Here is a 15,428-nt window from a genome sequence, read left to right on the forward strand (position 1 = left end):
GTCGAAGGCTACCGCTACCGCCCGCGCAGTCGCCGGACGAGAATGCTCGCGTCCCCGCGGGACTCCAGATCCGCCAGGACCACGGCGACCGCCTCGCGGACGATCCGCCCGCGGTCGACGGCGAGACCGTGCTCACCGCGGAGCACCAGGCGCGCGTGTTCGAGGTCCATCAGTTCCTCGGCGGACACGTACACCGTGATCTTCTCGTCGTGCCGTTCCCGCCCACTGGGCCGGCGGTTCGCGGCGCGCCCCCGCTTGCGGGACGACTGCACGGACGTGGAAGGGGCGGCAGAACCTTCCTGCGCCGGCTGACGCCGCCCCGAACGGTCCGGGGCACCGCCCCGGCTGCGGGACTCTCCCGCGTCGGACTCGGCTCCGGCGGCGACATGTTCGTCGCCCTCGCCGTCACCGCCCTGGACGGGCACCGACTGGGGCGCGTCCTCCCCGGCCGCCGCGTCGCTCTCGCCGGCCGGAGCCGGCACCCGGGCCTCGCCGTTGGTCCGGCGGTTGGGGGAGGACGACTGGAGCGCCATGCCCCCGGTGGTACGGAACAGTTCGTCGGCCCCCGGCAGACTCACTCGGCGTGACACCGGGCGAGCACCTCCCTGGCGAGCTGGCGATAGGCGGCGGCGCCGACGGAGTTGGAGGCGTACGTGGTGATCGGCTCTCCGGCGACCGTGGTCTCCGGGAAGCGGACGGTCCGGCCGATCACGGTGTGGTAGACGTGATCGTCGAAGGCCTCGACGACGCGCGCGAGCACCTCACGGCTGTGCACCGTGCGGGAGTCGTACATCGTGGCGAGGATGCCGTCGAGCTCCAGCTCCGGGTTGAGCCGTTCCTGGACCTTCTCGATCGTCTCGGTGAGCAGCGCGACACCGCGCAGCGCGAAGAACTCGCACTCCAGCGGCACGATCACCTTGTGGGCCGCCGTCAGCGCGTTCACGGTGAGCAGGCCGAGGGAGGGCTGGCAGTCGATCACGATGTAGTCGTAGTCGGCCAACAGCGGCTTCAGGGCCCGCTGGAGCGTGGACTCGCGGGCGACCTCGCTCACCAGCTGTACTTCGGCGGCGGACAGGTCGATGTTGCTGGGCAGCAGGTCCATGTTCGGGACCGCCGTCTTCAGGAGCACCTCGTCGGCCGCCATGCCCCGCTCCATGAGCAGGTTGTAGACGGTGAGGTCGAGCTCCATCGGGTTGACGCCGAGTCCCACGGACAGCGCGCCCTGCGGGTCGAAGTCGACGAGCAGCACCCGGCGTCCGTACTCCGCGAGCGCGGCACCCAGGTTGATGGTCGACGTGGTCTTGCCCACGCCGCCCTTCTGGTTGCACATCGCGATGATCGTCGCGGGGCCGTGACTGGTCAGCGGACCCGGGATCGGGAAGTAGGGCAGCGGGCGCCCCGTCGGACCGATGCGCTCACGGCGCTGACGGGCCGCGTCGGGCGCGAGCGTGGCCGCGTACTCCGGATCGGGCTCGTACTCGGCGTCGGGGTCGTAGAAGTGCCCCTCGGGCAGTTCGTCGTAGTCGGCGAAGTGGGTGTGGTTCTCGCCACTTCCGTTGCCGGCCATGGCGTTCACGTGATGGCCATCCATGCTCGGGTGTGCTGTCTGAGTCGTCCGGGGACTCTGGTGGGCTGCGAAGGTGCGGACAGCGACGGAGCCGACAGCCTCGAGCCCCGTGGGGGCCTGGCCCCGCGCCGGCATTCCTGGTTGACCACCCCCGGGAGTAAATGTCGACTCATTCACAAGTCGTCTTACCTCCTTGGTGACCAGGTAACTTCTCGATAGGTCAGCGTGGCACCATGCCGACGATTGGCGACTCTATGGCGTGTCACCGCTCCGCAGCAACACAATCCGCCGGACCCGACCCGATGTGTCGGCAACCGAACACCCCTCTGTCAAGGGCGTAAGGCCGTCGCACGGCAGGTTTCACCGGTGTGCGAATCGGTCGAAGAGTTACGTTCGTGGCGAGTTGAACGAGTGCCGCAAAGTGACCCGACACACACCCGGCCGGACCTTGTCGGGCAAGGTCCGGCCGGGTGAGCGATGTTGACGACCCGTGTTGACGTATCGCCTTTTGTCAGCGCCGAGTCGGCGGCCGATGCCGACTCCCGGAATCGCTCCGGAAGCCGCCGGGAAAAAATCAGCCGAGCAGGCTCTCCAGCGCGACGTGCTCCAGCCCGTGGGCCTCGGCGACCTCGCGGTAAACAACCTTGCCGTCATGGGTGTTCAGGCCCTTGGCCAGCGAGTTGTCACGGCGCAGGGCCTCGGTCCAGCCGCGGTCGGCGAGCTCGACGATGTACGGCAGCGTGGCGTTGGTCAGCGCGTACGTCGAGGTGTTGGGGACCGCGCCGGGCATGTTGGCGACGCAGTAGAAGACCGAGTTGTGGACCGGGAAGGTCGGCTCGGCGTGCGTGGTGGGACGCGAGTCCTCGAAGCAGCCGCCCTGGTCGATCGCGATGTCGACAAGGACACTCCCGGGCTTCATCCGCGCGACGAGCTCGTTGGTGACCAGCTTCGGCGCCTTGGCGCCGGGGATCAGAACGGCTCCGATCACGAGGTCGGCCTCGAGGCAGGCCTTCTCCAGCTCGAAGGAGTTGGACATGACGGCCTTGACCTTCGTGCCGAAGATCTTGTCGGCCTCGCGCAGCTTGTTGATGTCGCGGTCGAGCAGCGTCACCTCGAAGCCCATGCCGATGGCGATCTGCGCGGCGTTCCAGCCGGAGACACCGCCGCCGATGACGACGGCCTTGGCCGGCAGCACGCCCGGGACACCGCCGGGCAGGACGCCGCGGCCGCCGTTGGCGCGCATCAGGTGGTAGGCGCCGACCTGCGGGGCGAGACGGCCCGCGACCTCGGACATCGGGGCGAGCAGCGGCAGGGCGCGGTTCGGCAGCTCGACGGTCTCGTAGGCGATCGCCGTGGTGCCGGACTCCAGGAGGGCGTCCGTGCACTCCTTCGAGGCGGCCAGGTGCAGGTAGGTGAAGAGCGTCTGGTCCTTGCGGAGGCGGTGGTACTCCTCCGCGATGGGCTCCTTGACCTTCAGCAGCAGGTCGGCGGTGGCCCAGACCTCGTCGGCGGTGGGCAGGATCTGCGCGCCGGCGAGGACGTACTCCTCGTCCGTGATCGAGGAGCCGACACCGGCGTTCTGCTCGACGAAGACCTGGTGGCCGTGGCGCACGAGCTCGTGCACACCGGCGGGGGTGATGGCCACCCGGAACTCGTTGTTCTTGACCTCGCGGGGGATGCCGACCTTCACGTCGATCACGGTCCTTGACTCAGAGGGCTCTGGGGCTATGCATGCCGAGGCGATGCAAGCCAGGCAATGCATGTCATACCCGACGCACGGGAGCACACCGGGAGACACCACGGAAGAACGCGGCGGAGCCAGTCTAATGAAGGGATTCCCTCTGTCTAGCCTTTCAATGCATCAATCTTCAGTCGATGCACTGCGGATTTCGTAGGCGTTAACGTCGCGTTCCCCTCCGGATGCGCTCTCCGGGAGCTCATCTCCCAGCATGCGCTCGGCCGCCGCTCGGTGCAGCCGGGCGGCCGCAGGGTCGCCGAGCCGGTCCAGGGTGTCGGCCAGCCTGACCTGGAGCGCGGCCTGCAGGCGTACGTCGTCCGCGCGGCGCGCCCACTCGACGGCTTCCTGGCAGGTACGCAGCGACTCCTCGGGCCGTCCTGCGTACTCCTGGACCCGGGCCATCTCGCTCAACGCCCTTGCCTGGGAAGCGACATCGCCGTTCTTGCGGTGCCAGGCGACCGCGGCGCGCCAGTTGACCTGTGCCTCTCCGTAACGGGCCGCGTAGGTGTGCGCGGTGGCGATGCGCCCGTAGAGCCGGGCGGCGTCCACGCGCTCGTCCCGGGCGAGCCGCTGGGCGAGCGCCCTGCCGTACCAGTCGGCGGCCCGGTCGTGGTCCCCGAGTTCCTGGTGGGCGCCGCCTACGGATTCCATCGCGCGGCCGGTCGCGTAGGGGTCGTTCGCCTCGCGTCCGGCGTCCAGCGCGGCCCGGTAGCGGGCGAGGGCGTCGGTCCTGCGGCCGGTCTGCGCGTCCAGGTCGGCCAGATTGAGCAGGGCCGCCGCCCTCTCGCGCGGCAGATTCCGGCGCTCGGCGACGTCCAGCACGAGCCGGTGGATGCCGTACAGGTCGGGCACCGCGGCCTGGGTGCCGAAATGAGCCGCCATCGCCCGCACCAGGGCGGCCATCAGCCGCCGGGCGAGGGTGTCCAGCTCCCCGTCGGCGACCGCGAGCCGCGCCGAGGCGAGCAGCGCGGGCCGGCGCACGCGCAGCCAGTCCTCGGCCGCTCCGGGACTGGAGAAGCGCAGGGCGCGCGGCATCCCCGCGAGCTTCTCCCGGGCGGGCGAGCTGTCGGTCTCGGTGATGGCGCGGCAGGACACCAGCAGCCGTACGGTCCGCTCCAGCATCCGGGCGCGGGCGAGCTGCACCTCGGCGGGCCGGTCATGGGTGTCGACGAGCGCCCGGAGCAGCGGATGGAGGCAGCCGGGAACCTCGTACTGCGGCAGCTGCGAGGGGATCGCCCGCACCAGGCCGAGGCCGACGAACTCGTCCAGCGTGGTGTGCGCCGTCTGGACCGAGCAGCCGGCCAGCGCGGAGGCGGTGTGCGGGTCGACGAGGCCCGCGGGGGCCAGCGAGAGCAGTCGCAGTATCCGCGCGGCGGTACCCGGCAGGGAGGCGTACGAGAGCCGGAAGACGCGGTCCATCGGTGTGCCGTCCTCGCCCTCGGTGCGCAGTTGCTTGGCGAGATCGGAGACGGCGGCGGAGGGGCGCGCGGCGAGCCAGCCGCCGGCCAGCACCAGGGCGGTCGGCTGGCCCGCGCACAGTTCGACCAGTCCCTCGGCGGCGAGCGGGTCGACGGTGATGCGGACCGAGCCGGTGAAGTGGCCGAGGAGTTCGAGGGCGGACTTGGTGTCCAGGCCGCCGAGCGTGCAGGGGCGGACGTCCGCGATTCCGGTCAGCGGCCCGCCGGAGACGGCGACGACCAGGCAGTCCGGGGAGTCGGGCAGCAGCGCGTCGACCTGCTCGGCGGCGGCGGCGTCGTCGAGCAGGAGCACCGCCCGGCGGACCACGAGGGCCTCGCGCAGCCGCTCGCCGAGGTCGTCGGCTCCGGCTCCGGGAGGAGCGGACAGGCCGAGGGCGGTGAGCAGTTCCCGCGCGGTGGCCTCGATGGGCACCGGGGTGCCGTCGGGTTCGGTGAGACGGGCGCGCAGGATGCCGTCGGGGTAACTCTCGGCGACCTGCGCGGCGAGCTGGGCCGCCAGCGCGCTCCGGCCGGATCCGGGCTTGCCCGCGATGAGCAGCACCCTGGCCCGCGGGGCCTTGCGGCCGGCGATGGTGTCGAGGCCGGCGCGCTCGATGTCCGCCCGGAGTTCCTTCAACTCTCTTGTACGGCCCAGGAACTGACTCTTCGTAGGAGGGGACCCGGCAGCCGGACGCTGCCCCTGGGACGACACCTTGGTGCCGCCGTCGTCCACCACCTGATCCGCCACGGGCCACGCTCCCGTTCCACTGCGCGCGCAAGCCCGCCGGGACTCCGGTACGGGCGTTTTCCCGAGCCTAGTTCACGCTCTGCGACGATCCGTGCGGAGCGCGGCGGCGACGTCCCCCGATCGGATCAGGAGATCGTAGGACCGGCGCCCCCGGACGGGGGTACGCGGCCCGCCCGGGGCGGGCCTCCGGGACGGCGCGGCCGTCCCGGAGACGGACGTCAGGCCTCGAAGGGGCGCGCGGGCCAGGGCGCCTCGGCCGGACGCAGGGCGTCGAGTCCGGCGCCGTTTCGCGCGGCGAGAAGCGCGAGGACGCCCACGACCAGGCAGTTGTTGTGCAGGTCGCCGGCGAGCACACCGCTGACGAGCTCGCCGAGGGGGACGCGGGCCAGCTCCATGTCGGCCTCCTCGTCCTCGACCTCGAACCGCTCGCCCTCCGCCTGGGAGAGGTCGCGGGCCAGGAAGATCCGGATGGCTTCGTCGCAGCCGCCGGGCGTGGTGTAGACGTCGGTCAGCACGCGCCAGGTCTCCGCCTTGACGTGCGCCTCCTCGTAGAGCTCGCGCTGGGCGGCGTGCAACGGGTTCTCGCCGGGGATGTCGAGCAGGCCCGCCGGGATCTCCCACAGCTTGTGGCGCACGGGGTGGCGGTACTGGCGCAGGACCAGGACGCGGTCCTCGTCGTCCAGGGCGAGCACGGCCACGGAGCCCGGGTGGACCTGGTAGTCGCGGCGGACGACGGATCCCCCGGGCATGACCACATCGTCGGTGCGCACCGAGGTCTTGTTGCCCTTGAAGGGGGTCTCGGTCGCCCGGACCTCCCACTCCTCGGGGGTGTCCTTGATCGTCATGGCCTGTCCTCCCACACGCAAGAAAGAGTCCGGTCCGGTGACGGAACCGGGGCACGCGCCCGCGGGAACTCCCGCGGACCCGCACCCCGGTCACCGTACAACCTGGTGCTACTTGGCCCTACTTGCCCGTCTTGCGTGCCACCGCGGCCTTGACCAGGCCCGCGAAGAGCGGGTGCGGCCGGGTCGGACGGGAGCGCAGCTCGGGGTGCGCCTGCGTCGCGACCAGGTACGGGTGCACGTCGCGCGGGTACTCGACGTACTCGACGAGCTTGCCGTCCGGGGAGGTACCGGAGAACTGAAGGCCGGCCTTCTTCTCCAGCTCGGCGCGGTAGGCGTTGTTCACCTCGTAGCGGTGGCGGTGGCGCTCCTCGACGTACTCCTTGCCGTCGTACACCTCGCGCACGATCGAGCCCTCGGCGAGCTTGGCCGGGTACATGCCCAGGCGCATGGTGCCGCCCATGTCACCCTCGCCCGCCACGATGTCGAGCTGCTCGGCCATCGTGGAGATGACCGGGTGGCCGGTGCCGGAGTCGAACTCGGTGGAGTTGGCGTCGGGGATGTCGGCCAGGTTCCGCGCGGCCTCGATCACGATGCACTGCAGGCCGAGGCACAGGCCGAGCAGCGGGATCTTGTTCTCGCGGGCGTACTGGATCGCGCCGACCTTGCCGGAGACGCCGCGGTCGCCGAAGCCGCCGGGGATGCAGATCGCGTCGACGTCGCCGAGCTGCTTGGCCGCGCCCGCGGCGGTCTTGCAGTCGTCCGAGGTGACCCACTTGATCTTGACGCGGGCCTTGTTGGCGAACCCGCCGGCGCGCAGTGCCTCGGTGACCGAGAGGTAGGCGTCGGGCAGGTCGATGTACTTGCCGACGAGCGCCATGGTGATCTCGTGGACCGGGTTGTGGACGCGGTCGAGCAGGTCGTCCCAGGTCGCCCAGTCCACGTCACGGAACGGCAGGTCCAGCTTGCGCACGACGTAGGCGTCCAGGCCCTCGGTGTGCAGGACCTTCGGGATGTCGTAGATCGACGGGGCGTCGATCGCCGCGACCACGGCGGCCTCGTCGACGTCGCACATCAGCGAGATCTTGCGCTTGATGGCGGTGGGGACCTCGCGGTCGGCCCGCAGCACGATCGCGTCCGGCTGGATACCGATGTTGCGCAGCGCCGCGACCGAGTGCTGCGTCGGCTTGGTCTTGAGTTCGCCGGACGGGCCGATGTAGGGCAGGAGCGAGATGTGCACGACGAACACGTTGTCGCGGCCGACCTCGTGACGGACCTGGCGGACCGTCTCCAGGAAGGGCAGCGACTCGATGTCGCCGACCGTGCCGCCGACCTCGGTGATGACGACGTCGACGTCGTCGGCCGCCATACGGCGGATACGGTGCTTGATCTCGTTGGTGATGTGCGGGATGACCTGCACGGTGTCACCGAGGTACTCGCCGCGCCGCTCCTTGGCGATGACGGTGGAGTACACCTGACCGGTGGTCACGTTGGCCGAGCCGTCCAGGTCCACGTCGAGGAAACGCTCGTAGTGCCCGATGTCCAGGTCCGTCTCGGCGCCGTCGTTGGTGACGAACACCTCGCCGTGCTGGAACGGGTTCATGGTGCCGGGGTCGACGTTCAGGTACGGGTCGAGCTTCTGCATGGTGACGCGCAGACCCCGTGCCTTGAGCAGCGCGCCCAGGCTGGAGGCCGTCAGGCCCTTGCCGAGGGAAGAGGCGACACCCCCGGTGACGAAGATGTGCTTGGTCGTCGTGGCTGTGCTGTTTCGAAAAGCACTGGGCGGCATGGCCAAGAGGGGGCTCCCGTGGTCGGTCTGGGGTGCGTGCCGGCGTGGGGCCCGGAGATTTCCGGGGGTTGCCGTCGCTGCGGTTCGGGGGTTTCTTGCCCACCGGTCCACGGGCTACCAGGGTATCAGCGACCGGACGAGGTCGCTTCCGGCCACGCTCCGCGCACACCTGAGCACCCGGCTCGGCACACACCTCACACACCGCTCACTCGATCGGCTCAGCCGGGTTGTCCGGAGCGGCACGCGGATCTTCCACGTGCGTCGTATCCTGCTCGGACACTCGCTGCCGAGCCTCTCCGGCACACGGCACCATCCCGCACGTAACCGGAACAAAGAGGGCCTGTCCGTTCGTTTCGAAACGACAATCGCATCGCCCATCGCACCGACAACCGGCGTTTCGCAGCGACGCACGACGGACGTCCCCCATCATCGACGTTCCGCAGTTACCGACTCCCATTGCCTACTGTTTTGCAGTACCTACGTTCCCTTTGACCGCAAGAGCGACCGCCCCGCGAAGGGGCGCCGTGGCCGTTCGACTGGAGATGCACGTGGCCGGGCGCATCGAGGACTACGCACTCATCGGAGACATGCAGACAGCCGCGCTGGTCTGCCGGGACGGCACAGTCGACTGGCTGTGCCTGCCCCGCTTCGACTCCCATGCCATCTTCGCGGGGCTCCTCGGCACGGAAGATCACGGATTCTGGCGGATCGGTCCCGCGCACGCGGCCGACGCGCAGCCACCCGCGGCCTCCCGCCGCCATTACCGCGGCGACTCGCTGATCCTCGAATCCGAGTGGGACACACCGCGGGGAACGGTCCGGGTGACCGATTTCATGCCCCCGCGCGACGGCGCGCCGCAGCTGATCCGGATCGTCGAGGGCGTCACGGGCCGGGTGCCGATGCGCTCCACGCTGCGCATGCGGTTCTCGTACGGCCGCGTCGTGCCCTGGGTGCGCCGGCACGAGGGGCGCACGGTCGCCGTCGCCGGACCCGACTCGGTCTGGTTCGACACGAGCTGTCAGACGTACGGCAAGGACCTGACCACCTACGCCGACTTCACCGTGGCGCCGGGCGAGCGCATCGCCTTCACCGTGTCGTGGGAGCCCTCGCACAAGCAGCCGCCGCCGCTGCCCGAGCCGGAGCAGTCGCTGGAGGCGACCGAGGAGTTCTGGCGCGACTGGGTCGACCAGTGCACCTACCACGGCCCCTACCGCGAGGCCGTCGTCCGCTCGCTGATCACGCTGAAGGCCCTGACGTACGCGCCCACGGGCGGCATCGTCGCCGCGCCCACCACCTCCCTCCCGGAGGAGATCGGCGGCGTACGCAACTGGGACTACCGCTACACCTGGCTGCGCGACGCGGCCATCACCCTCTCCTCGCTGCTGCGCACCGGTTATCGCGAGGAGGCCCGCGCCTGGCGCGAGTGGCTGCTGCGCGCGGTCGCCGGCGACCCGGAGAACCTCCAGATCATGTACGGGATCGCGGGAGAACGGGAGTTGGGCGAGGCCGAGCTCGACTGGCTTCCCGGGTACGAGGGTTCGGCACCCGTCCGGGTCGGCAACGGCGCCGCGCACCAGCTCCAGCTCGACGTCTACGGCGAGGTCACCGAGGCCCTGCACCTGGCCCATATGACGGGCCTGTCCCGCAACGACTACGCCTCGCTCCTCCAGTTGAAGCTGATCCGCTACCTGGAGACCCACTGGGACCAGCCGGACGAGGGGATCTGGGAAGTCCGGGGCCCGCGGCGGCACTTCGTGCACTCCAAGGTGATGGCCTGGGTCGCCGTCGACCGCACGATCAAGCTCATCGAGTCCGGGGACGCGCACGGCCCGCTGGAGAAATGGCGCGAACTGCGCGACGACATCCACCGGGACGTGTGCGAGAAGGGCTACGACCAGGAGCGGAACACCTTCACGCAGTCCTACGGCTCGAAGGAGCTCGACGCCTCGCTGCTGCTCATCCCGCAGATGGGCTTCCTGCCGCCGGACGACAAGCGGGTGATCGGCACCATCGAGGCGATCCAGCGCGAGCTGTCCACCTCCGACGGCTTCATCCTGCGCTATCCGACCTCCGGCGAGCACGCGGGCGTGGACGGTCTGGAGGGCGACGAGGGTGCCTTCCTCGCCTGCTCGTTCTGGATGGCCGACGACCTCGCGATGATCGGCCGGGTCGACGAGGCCCGCAAGCTCTTCGAGCGCCTGCTGGCCCTGCGCAACGACCTCGGTCTGCTGGCCGAGGAGTGGGACCCGCGTCTGCAGCGCCAGGTCGGGAACTTCCCGCAGGCCTTCAGCCACGTCCCGCTCATCGACACCGCCCTGCGGCTGACGGCGAGCGGGGCGTACGGCGGCTGAGCCGGCACCTGCCGGCCCGGGCGCGTGGGGGATCCCCTCCCCGACGCGCCCGATGCGCCGGACCCGCCTAGCCTGGAAGCAGTCCTGTCCCCTCATGGAAGGGGGCGGCTTCCATGGCTCCCCTCTCGCATGCCGGCGCGGCACTGGCCGCGTTCCGCGCGGGTCTCTCCGGTGATGTGGTCACCCCCGACGATCCGGGGTACGACGAAGCCCGGACGATCTTCAACGCGATGATCGACCGTCGGCCCGCCGTGATCGCGCGGTGCGAGGGCGAGGCCGACGTGACACGCGCGGTGCGCTTCGCGCGTGACCTCGGTCTGCCGATCGCCGTACGCGGAGGCGGTCACAGCGTCGCCGGCATGTCGCTCAACGACGGCGGTCTCGTCATCGATCTCAGCCGTATGCAGACCGTCACCGTCCACCCCGGGTCCGAGACGGTCCGGATCGAGGGCGGAGCCCTGATGAGCCATCTCGACCGGGCCACCCAGCCGTACGGCCTCGCGACCACCGGCGGCCGCGTCTCGACGACCGGCGTCGGCGGCTTCGTCCTGGGCGGCGGCAGCGGCTGGCTCGACCGCTCCTTCGGCCTCGCCGCCGACAACCTGCTCGGGGTCGAGCTGGTCACCGCCGACGGTTCGCCGGTCCGCGCCACCGACCAGGAGAACCCGGAGCTGTTCTGGGCCCTGCACGGCGGCGGCGGGAACTTCGGGGTCGCCACGGCGCTGACCCTCAAGCTGCACCCGCTGCCCGAGTTCTCGATCGCCATGCTGATGTACCACCCGGAGGCCGGCCCCGACGTGGTCCGGGTCTACCGCGAGATCATCGCGAACGCGCCGGCCGAGGCGAGCGGCGGCGTTCTCTATCTGACCGGTCCGCCCGAGGAGTTCGTGCCGAAGGAGCTGGTCGGTACGCGGCTGTGCGCCGCTCTCGTGACGTACGCCGGCGGCGAGGAGGACCTGCGCAAGGTCGCCCAGCCGCTGCTGGCCCTGCCCCACGAGGTCGAGATCGTCACCACCCTGCCCTACGCCGACTTCCAGTGCATGCTCGACGACCCGCCCGGTCTGCGCAACTACTGGTCTGCGGAGTACGTCACCGGCGCGCCCGACGACTTCGTGGACGTCTTCTGCGCCCTCGGCGACGCCATGCCCGTCCCCACCGGCAACCAGCACGTGCTGTTCCCGCAGGGCGGCGCGATCGCCGCCGGACCGTCCCGGTTCCCGGTCCCCTACCGCGACGCGCCCTGGGCCGTCCACCCCTTCGGGATCTGGGAGGACCCGGCCGACGACGAGCGGTGTGTCGCCTGGGTCAGGAAGGTCCGCGAGGACGTCAGGCCGTGGAGCACCGGCGCGGTCTATCTGAACTTCATCGGGGACGAGGGCACGGACCGCGTCAGGGCCGGGCTCGGCGAGGACAACCTCCGGCGGCTGGCCGCGGTGAAGGCCGAGTACGACCCGGACAACGTCTTCCGCTTCAACCACAACATCGCCCCGGTACCGGCCGCCGCCTGACCTCGGAACTCACCCGGACACCGCCCCGCGGCGGCGCCCGCGGCCGCCCGCCGCGGCCCGGAGATGCCTCCGCGGGCCGTCCGCGGGTAGCGTCCGCTCCATGGACAGCCGTTACGACACCCAGGGCGCCGGAATCACCGTGCAGCGGGCCCTTGAGCTGCCCGGACTGCGCAGCGGGCTGCCGGAGATCATCGCGGGGGCCGACCGGCTGCACCGGACCGTGCGCTGGGTGCACGCGGGCGAGGTGCCCAACATCGCCTCCCTGCTCAAGGGCGGCGAACTGCTGCTGACCACCGGGTACGGTCTCGGCACCCGCCCTGCCGACCAGCGCGCGTTCGTCCGCACCCTGGCCGAGCGCGGGATCGCGGCCCTCGTCGTCGAGCTCGGCCCGCGCTTCACCCGGCTCCCGACCGCGCTCGTGGAGACGGCGCGTTCCACCGGTCTGCCGCTGGTCCAGCTCCACCGCGAGGTGCCCTTCGTGACGGTCACGGAGGAGATCCACACCGAGATCGTCAACGGTCACTACGCACTGCTCCAGCAGGCCGAGGAAGTCCACCGGCGCTGTACCGAGGCCCTGCTCGGTGGCGGCGGAGTGCCTCAAGTCCTGCGCATCCTGGCCGACTTCAGCGGCAACCCGGTCTTCCTGGAGACGGCGGACGGGCAGTTGCTGTACGCGGCCGGGGCCGGCTCCACGGGCGCCGACCCGCTCCAGGTCTGGGAGGGGCTGCGCGGCCAGCACAAGGAGGAGCCGCCCGCGGGGACCACCCTGGTGGACGTGCCCGGCGGCGGCCCCGGCACCGGTTCCGTACGGGCCCGCCTGGTGCTGCTGCCGGTCGGCGCGCCGGTCACCCCGGTGCACCGGATCGCCGCCGAACGGGCCGCCGGCATCCTGGCCGTCGTGCTGATGCAGGCCCGCCAGGAGGAGGAACTGGCCGCCCGGGGGCGCGGCGACTTCCTGACCGACCTCGCCGAGGGCCGTATCGAGGCCGAGGACGCGCCGGCACAGGCCCGGGTGCTCGGGTTCAAGCCCGGCTCCGGCCCGCTCCTGCCGGTCGTGATGCGGCTCGCCGACGGTCTCGCGCCCGGCGGCGGCTGGGCGGTCCTGGCCCGCGCCGTCGCCGAGGAACTGGCCTCGGTGGGCGTCCCGGTGCTGCTGGGCGTACGTCCCGTCGAGGGCCGGGTCCCGCTGCTGCTCGGCCTGCGCTCGGAGTCGGAGCGGCAGGCCGTCGCGGACCGTGTCGCGGCGGCGCTGCGCGCCGGGGTGGAACGCGCGGGCATGCAGCGGCCCGGGGCACAGCCGCCGGTGGTGGTGGTCGGGGTCGCCGGGGGCTGGGCGGCCGCTTCGGCGGGCCTGCGGCACGCGGCGGAGACGGCGACGGCCGCGCAGGGACTGGCGGACCGGCCCTGGTACGACGCCCGCCGTCTGGACATCGACCTGCTGCTGTGGCGACTGCGCGAGCACCCCGACCTGGCCGCCTTCGTGGAGCGTGCGATCGGCCCGCTCCGCGACCACGACGTCCGCTCCAAACCGCCGCTTCTTCCCACCCTCCAGACGTACTTGGCCCACGCGGGCCGCAAGGCGGAGACCGCCCGCGAACTGCATCTCAACCGGCAGACCCTGTACAACCGCCTCGCCAGGATCGGTGAGTTGCTGGGCGTGGACCTGGACGACCCGCAGACCGTCCTGGCGTTGAGCCTGGCGTTGCGGGCACGCAGACATGTTCCCTGAGGGCCGCCCGCCCCACGTCCGGGGTGTCGGGCCCGCGCCGGGTGTCAGGCCAGCGGCCGGAACCGGGTGAACTCGTCGTAGACACTCAGCACTTGGGCGACCGTCTCGTCCTCGGTCGGCCATGTGGCGGCCTGCCGCGCGCCCTTCTCCCGCAGCGTCTCCCGGCGCTGCGGATCGGCGAGCAGTCGCACGACGGCGTCGGCCAACGCCTTCGCGTTCCCGTACGGGACGAGTTCGGCCGCGTCGCCGACCGTCTCGGGGATGCCCCCGACCGCTGTCGCGACGAGCGGAACGCGCGCGTGGAGGGCCTCCTGCGCCAGCACCGAGCGCGACTCCCATCGGCTGGGCAGCAGCACGAGGTCGGCGGCCGCCAGGAGTTCCGTGACGTCCTCGCGCCGTCCGATGAGCCGGACCGGCAGTTCCTCGTCCTCGATCCGGCGCTGGAGAACGGCGCGCAGCGGCCCCTCCCCCGCGATCACCAGCAGCGGCATGGGATCCAGACGGCACCATGCGCGTGAGGCGTCCAGGAGGGTGTGGTAGCCGCGGTGCCGGTCGAGCGAGCCGACCGCGACGAGCAACGGGCGGTCGGTCGCGCCGAGTTCGGCCCGCGCCTTGTGCCGGAACCGGTCGGGTTCCGCCGGTTCGACGGGCAGGCGCGGCGCCGGAAGCGCCACGGCGGCGAGCCGCGCGTCACGCGCTCCCCTTCTGCGGGCCCGGTCCACCAGGTCCGACGAGGTCCCGAGCACCACGGCGGCGGCTCTGGCGACCCTGCGTTCGAGGAGCCGCAGGACATGCGCCCGGGCGCCGTCCGCCTCCGAGCGGGTGTGCCAGGTGACGACGAGGGGAACGCGTCGGCCGCTGAGCGCCAGCACGGCCCGCAGCGCCGCGTGGATCCCGTGCGCGTGCACGAGATCGGCGTCCGCGCAGGCCGCCCGCAGCGCGGACACCGAGGCGGGGTCGCTGCTGCGGGGCACGGGAACGTGGTGCGCGCCGACCCCGGTGAACCCGTACACGCGGTCCGCCTCGGCGGGAGAGCAGACGGTGACCCGGACCCCTCGGGCGACCAGACCCGCGGCCAGCGACCGTACGTGCGCGCTGCTGCCCGCGCTTCCGCCGCCGAGCACCTGCACGGTGCGCAGCGGCGACTGGCCGTGCGCTGAGTGGCTGCTCACGTGGCTCACGCGGCCGGGGCTCCTGGTTCGGCGTCGGACGGTCACGAGGAAACGTACAGAGGGATCGTGCGGAGGAGGAGTACCGCACGTCGTGCACCGCGTACTACGCCAAGGATGCCAGGCCGCCCGGGCGTTCCGGCACCGCCATCACGACGAGGGCACGTCAGACAAGGCAACCCGGCGACGACCGTCACCCGCACGAGTGATGAATAGTCCATTCCGGGGAGGACGGGACCACCAGAGCGAACCAGCCCCCTAGGCCCCGCGCGTCACCTGGGCCTCTGGACGGCCCCCGAGCCTCACCTGTCACCCCGATACCGGAACCGCCTCGGCGCGCCGCACCCACAGGGAAGGTGCACCCGCGCACCAAGGGGCGCACCCGGAAGACCGCACTCCCCCGGCCCGCCTTTCCGGCGCGGGCGCCAGATTTCAGCCCCAGCCCGTTTTCCCGGGCGCGAGGCGGATTTCAGCCCCTCCGGCGTCCCCTCCGGCGTTCGAGGAGCCGGGTCCGGGGCGGAGCCCCGGGT

At 71.5% G+C, this 15,428-nt stretch carries 10 protein-coding genes; 3 read left to right on the top strand and 7 right to left on the bottom strand.

Features of this window, described 5'->3' with window-relative positions; all coding sequences use genetic code 11:
- Window positions 1–14: 14 nt before the first annotated feature.
- From ACF07B_RS42010 to ACF07B_RS42035, 6 genes are all read right to left on the bottom strand, one after another.
- The gene (locus ACF07B_RS42010; protein WP_362400477.1) at window positions 15–590 is read right to left on the bottom strand and encodes a hypothetical protein; all 576 of its coding nucleotides are present in this window, start codon (window positions 588–590) and stop codon (window positions 15–17) included.
- Entirely contained in the window at window positions 575–1,702 is a 1,128-nt protein-coding gene (locus ACF07B_RS42015; protein ID WP_392182826.1) for a ParA family protein, read from the bottom strand. Before ACF07B_RS42015 ends, ACF07B_RS42010 begins: the two co-directional genes overlap by 16 nt.
- Before the next feature lie 439 nt (window positions 1,703–2,141).
- On the bottom strand, window positions 2,142–3,266 hold the full coding sequence (gene ald / locus ACF07B_RS42020; protein WP_362400483.1) for an alanine dehydrogenase: 1,125 nt from the start codon (window positions 3,264–3,266) through the stop codon (window positions 2,142–2,144).
- Window positions 3,267–3,428: 162 nt separating this feature from the next.
- Entirely contained in the window at window positions 3,429–5,510 is a 2,082-nt protein-coding gene (locus tag ACF07B_RS42025; RefSeq protein ID WP_392182827.1) for a tetratricopeptide repeat protein, read from the bottom strand.
- Between the two features lie 218 nt (window positions 5,511–5,728).
- Complete coding sequence (locus ACF07B_RS42030) at window positions 5,729–6,355, bottom strand: NUDIX domain-containing protein (protein WP_369485295.1); 627 nt, start codon at window positions 6,353–6,355, stop codon at window positions 5,729–5,731.
- Between the two features lie 118 nt (window positions 6,356–6,473).
- The gene (locus ACF07B_RS42035; protein WP_369485293.1) at window positions 6,474–8,141 is read right to left on the bottom strand and encodes a CTP synthase; all 1,668 of its coding nucleotides are present in this window, start codon (window positions 8,139–8,141) and stop codon (window positions 6,474–6,476) included.
- 548 nt (window positions 8,142–8,689) lie between these two features.
- On the opposite strand from ACF07B_RS42035, the gene ACF07B_RS42040 reads away from it, so the two are divergent.
- From ACF07B_RS42040 to ACF07B_RS42050, 3 genes are all read left to right on the top strand, one after another.
- Window positions 8,690–10,492, top strand: coding sequence for a glycoside hydrolase family 15 protein (locus tag ACF07B_RS42040; protein ID WP_392182836.1), 1,803 nt, complete (start codon window positions 8,690–8,692; stop codon window positions 10,490–10,492).
- 113 nt (window positions 10,493–10,605) lie between these two features.
- The gene (locus tag ACF07B_RS42045) at window positions 10,606–12,000 is read left to right on the top strand and encodes an FAD-binding oxidoreductase (RefSeq protein ID WP_392182828.1); all 1,395 of its coding nucleotides are present in this window, start codon (window positions 10,606–10,608) and stop codon (window positions 11,998–12,000) included.
- A 100-nt stretch (window positions 12,001–12,100) separates the two neighbouring features.
- Complete coding sequence (locus ACF07B_RS42050) at window positions 12,101–13,729, top strand: PucR family transcriptional regulator (RefSeq protein WP_392182829.1); 1,629 nt, start codon at window positions 12,101–12,103, stop codon at window positions 13,727–13,729.
- Between the two features lie 44 nt (window positions 13,730–13,773).
- On the opposite strand, the gene ACF07B_RS42055 is transcribed toward ACF07B_RS42050, so the two are convergent.
- Window positions 13,774–14,910, bottom strand: coding sequence for a glycosyltransferase family 4 protein (locus ACF07B_RS42055; protein ID WP_369485288.1), 1,137 nt, complete (start codon window positions 14,908–14,910; stop codon window positions 13,774–13,776).
- Window positions 14,911–15,428 lie beyond the last annotated feature (518 nt).

The organism is Streptomyces sp. NPDC015532, from assembly GCF_043078065.1.
GTDB lineage: Bacteria > Actinomycetota > Actinomycetes > Streptomycetales > Streptomycetaceae > Streptomyces.